Raw genomic sequence first — 2895 nt, 5'->3', positions numbered from 1 at the left:
ATTTTCGGTCGGCGTCAACAGCCCGCCCTCATTCCAACCTTTTTACTGGCACGCACAGATGGCGTGCATGCAGCGGTGGCAACTCACCACTGATAGGCGCAGCTCAGGTCAGCCTGGGCAAGTCACTTGCCGCAAGCAGCGCAACACGAGCCTCGTCGAGTACCTCGACAAGCTCGTTTGCAACGAACTGACGACTCTCGACTTCGAGCAAGCCTTCGCTTAGCAGCACATGTGCCAGTCTGTAAGCCCGCTCCAACAATGCAGCGGCAGCCAGCAAGTCCATCGGCTTATTCATGGCATGTTATTGGGCCTGGATCAGGTTGGCCACGCCCAAGACCACAAAAGTCACGAAAAGCGCCTTCTGGAAGGCGGGGCCAGCAAGGCGGCACCGCAGCACCTCACCGAGCTTGAGCCCGCCAAATGCTCCGATCAATGCCCCGCCCACTGCAATGGCAAGGTAGGCCAACCCCGACTCGAATGGGGCTGACATTTGCACCCTCACCGCCAGAGACAGCGTGGCGACGGTGAATGACAGGCCCAGTGCTTGCACCATCTCATCCTTGTTCAGCCGCAGCGTCTGCAAGTAGGGAACCCAGGGCAACACGAAGACGGCCGTGAGCGCCGTGACAACCCCGGTGGCCGTGCCTGCAAGCACGCTGAGCCATTTGCTGGAGCATGAAAGATCGGGCAGATAAGGTCGCCACAGACCCCAGATGCCATAGGCAATGAGAATTCCGCCCAACCAGGCCTTGGCCGATGGCATGTGGACGGCTCCTCCCAGGCCTGGCGCACCGACAGTCACGATGGCGATCGCCAACCAGCCAGGCCAAAGCCGGGATGCAAGCGAGCTCAGGTGAGGGCCACAGCACTGCGCCAAGTTGGTCGCCAGCGAAGGGATGACCAGCAGCGCGGCCGCTTGCACCGGTGGCATCCACAGGCCCAGCAAGCTCATGGCCACCGTGGGCAGTCCCATGCCAGTGACGCCCTTCACGCCGCCCGCGAGAACGAAGACAACGACCACCATCGAGAGCTGCAATGTGTCCATGCCCAATGGTGTCTGCGCAGGGCAAGCGCTGTCCAACGGATTGCTGCGAACATGTCCTTCGTGGATTCCGTAGGATGAAGGTCATGAGCACCACCCCCAAGCGCCGCACCACCGATTACCGCATCGATCCGTTCGATCTGCACCTCTTTGCCGCAGTGATGACGCATGGAACCATCACTGGCGCCGCATCAGCGGTGAACCTGTCGCTCGCCGCGGCCAGTGCACGCCTCAAGCATCTTGAAGACGCGACCGGTTCGCGCCTGCTGGAGCGCTTCAAGTCAGGTGCGGTGCCCACCGATGCGGGGCGCGCGCTGATGCGTCACGCCAACCGTGTGCTTGCTGAACTCGAATCGCTGCATGTCGAGATGGCGAGCTTTGGCCATGGATTGCGCGGTACGGTTCGACTGCTTTGCAACACCGCCGCCATGTCCGAGATCCTTCCGCGCACGATCGGACAATTCTTGGTGAAGACACCTGATCTTGATGTGGACGTGCAAGAGCTGCCGAGCGAGGCGGTCATTGACGCATTGCGCCGTGGCACCGCTGACCTGGGCATCGTCGCGGACTACGTCGACACCTCAGGGCTGCTGGTGCAGCCGTGGGTCGATGACCGGTTGGTGGCGCTGTTGCCTGCGCGCTGGCCCCTGGGCCGCCGCCGCTCGATGGCCTATGGCGAGTTGTTGGAGCACCCCTTTGTTGGCCTGGCCCGGGACAGTGGTCTCAGCCGCTTTCTGGCAGCCCAGGCCAGCCGCAGCGGCCGCGTCCCGCGCCATCGGGTGCGTCTGGGCGGGTTTGACGCTGTCGCAGAACTAGTGGTTGCGGGCGTGGGGGCGGCGGTCATGCCCGAGAGCGCTGCCGTGCGCTTTGGCAAGGCAGGCACCCGCATCGTTGCACTTTCAGATGCATGGTCTCGCAGAAAGCTGCTGGTGTGCATGACCACAGCGGGTAGCGAACTGCCAAGCGTTTGCGCGCTCGCCGATGCGCTGCTGGGCGCTCGATCGAAGGTGTTCAGTCAATGACCTAGGGACACTTTGTCAGACACGGGGGAACGACAGCTTCAGGAGGCGTTTGTAGTCAGCGGCCAGACTTGAGCCGATGAACGGTTCGCTGCCCAACAGCCCTTCTGGCATCCCGCCATAGGGCCCATGTCCTGAGTGTCCGGGGCTTCAACCCCTCAACCCCTCAACCCATCCCCAGCACCTTGCGCTGCTCCGCCCAGTCCAGCGGCAAGGGCAGGGCCTGCATCAACCGGGTGGCCGTCACTTCGATCGGGTGATCTCCCACCACAATCGACTGCGTGATGTCGGGCGCCAGCAGCGCCAGGTGAAGCAACCTGGTCACGTAACCTGGGCTGACGTTCTCGCTCTTGGCGATGTCGCCGATGCCGTGTCCGAGCCTGGTCAGACGCTCCAGCCAGTCACGTGCCTTGTTGATCAGCTGGATCATGGTCTGATCAGGCTCAGGTGGCCGGTTGGCATTGGCTCCACCGATGACCAGCCGCACCGCCATGCCGCAGCGTTTCCTCTCTGCTTCGACTTCGATCTGAGCCGTCTCGGGACCAGCCCCTGCCTTGACCATGCCGGCACCCACCAGGTCGATGGTGATCCCCACCGCCGTCGGTCCGACTTCCACCGATTCAACGCAGCGCCCCAGCGTTTCCCGGGCGTTCTGTTCCTGATCACTCTTGGCCAGCGCTAGCGCCAGCTTCTGCCCGGCTTCTATGGCGTCTTCTGCCGCCTTGGCATCGCTCCAGCCCACCGCATCCACCACCCGTTTGGCATCCGACGCCCAGTTCCTCAGCGCTTGGACCACCAGTTGCTCGATCTCATTGGCCGGCAGCCGAACCGGAG

The 2895-nt window shown here is 63.0% G+C and carries 3 protein-coding genes and 1 pseudogene; 1 reads left to right on the top strand and 3 read right to left on the bottom strand.

All coding sequences use genetic code 11. The annotated features are described in order from the left end of the window. Nucleotides 1-103: 103 nt before the first annotated feature. The gene (locus HFL01S_RS24290) at nucleotides 104-295 is read right to left on the bottom strand and encodes a hypothetical protein (protein ID WP_157539120.1); all 192 of its coding nucleotides are present in this window, start codon (nucleotides 293-295) and stop codon (nucleotides 104-106) included. Between the two features lie 6 nt (nucleotides 296-301). Next, nucleotides 302-1045, bottom strand: coding sequence for a sulfite exporter TauE/SafE family protein (locus HFL01S_RS24285; RefSeq protein ID WP_084383631.1), 744 nt, complete (start codon nucleotides 1043-1045; stop codon nucleotides 302-304). An 83-nt stretch (nucleotides 1046-1128) separates the two neighbouring features. Between HFL01S_RS24285 and HFL01S_RS24280 the strand changes: the two genes are divergently transcribed. After that, entirely contained in the window at nucleotides 1129-2064 is a 936-nt protein-coding gene (locus HFL01S_RS24280) for a LysR family transcriptional regulator (protein ID WP_169802381.1), read from the top strand. Nucleotides 2065-2227: 163 nt separating this feature from the next. On the opposite strand, the pseudogene HFL01S_RS25485 reads toward HFL01S_RS24280, so the two are convergent. After that, nucleotides 2228-2895: pseudogene (locus HFL01S_RS25485) on the bottom strand (hypothetical protein); the annotation flags it as partial.

Origin of the sequence: Hydrogenophaga flava NBRC 102514, from assembly GCF_001571145.1 — a bacterium.
Taxonomy (GTDB): domain Bacteria; phylum Pseudomonadota; class Gammaproteobacteria; order Burkholderiales; family Burkholderiaceae_C; genus Hydrogenophaga; species Hydrogenophaga flava.
Note: the sequence above shows the minus strand (reverse complement) of the source record. Positions and strands in the feature narration are given on the sequence as shown.

What these genes read in the sequence shown, in the direction of transcription:
- HFL01S_RS24290 (WP_157539120.1), bottom strand. Translation starts at nt 295, where the DNA reads ATGAATAAGCCGATGGACTTGCTGGCTGCCGCTGCATTGTTGGAGCGG.
- HFL01S_RS24285 (WP_084383631.1), bottom strand. Translation starts at nt 1,045, where the DNA reads ATGGACACATTGCAGCTCTCGATGGTGGTCGTTGTCTTCGTTCTCGCG.
- HFL01S_RS24280 (WP_169802381.1), top strand. Translation starts at nt 1,129, where the DNA reads ATGAGCACCACCCCCAAGCGCCGCACCACCGATTACCGCATCGATCCG.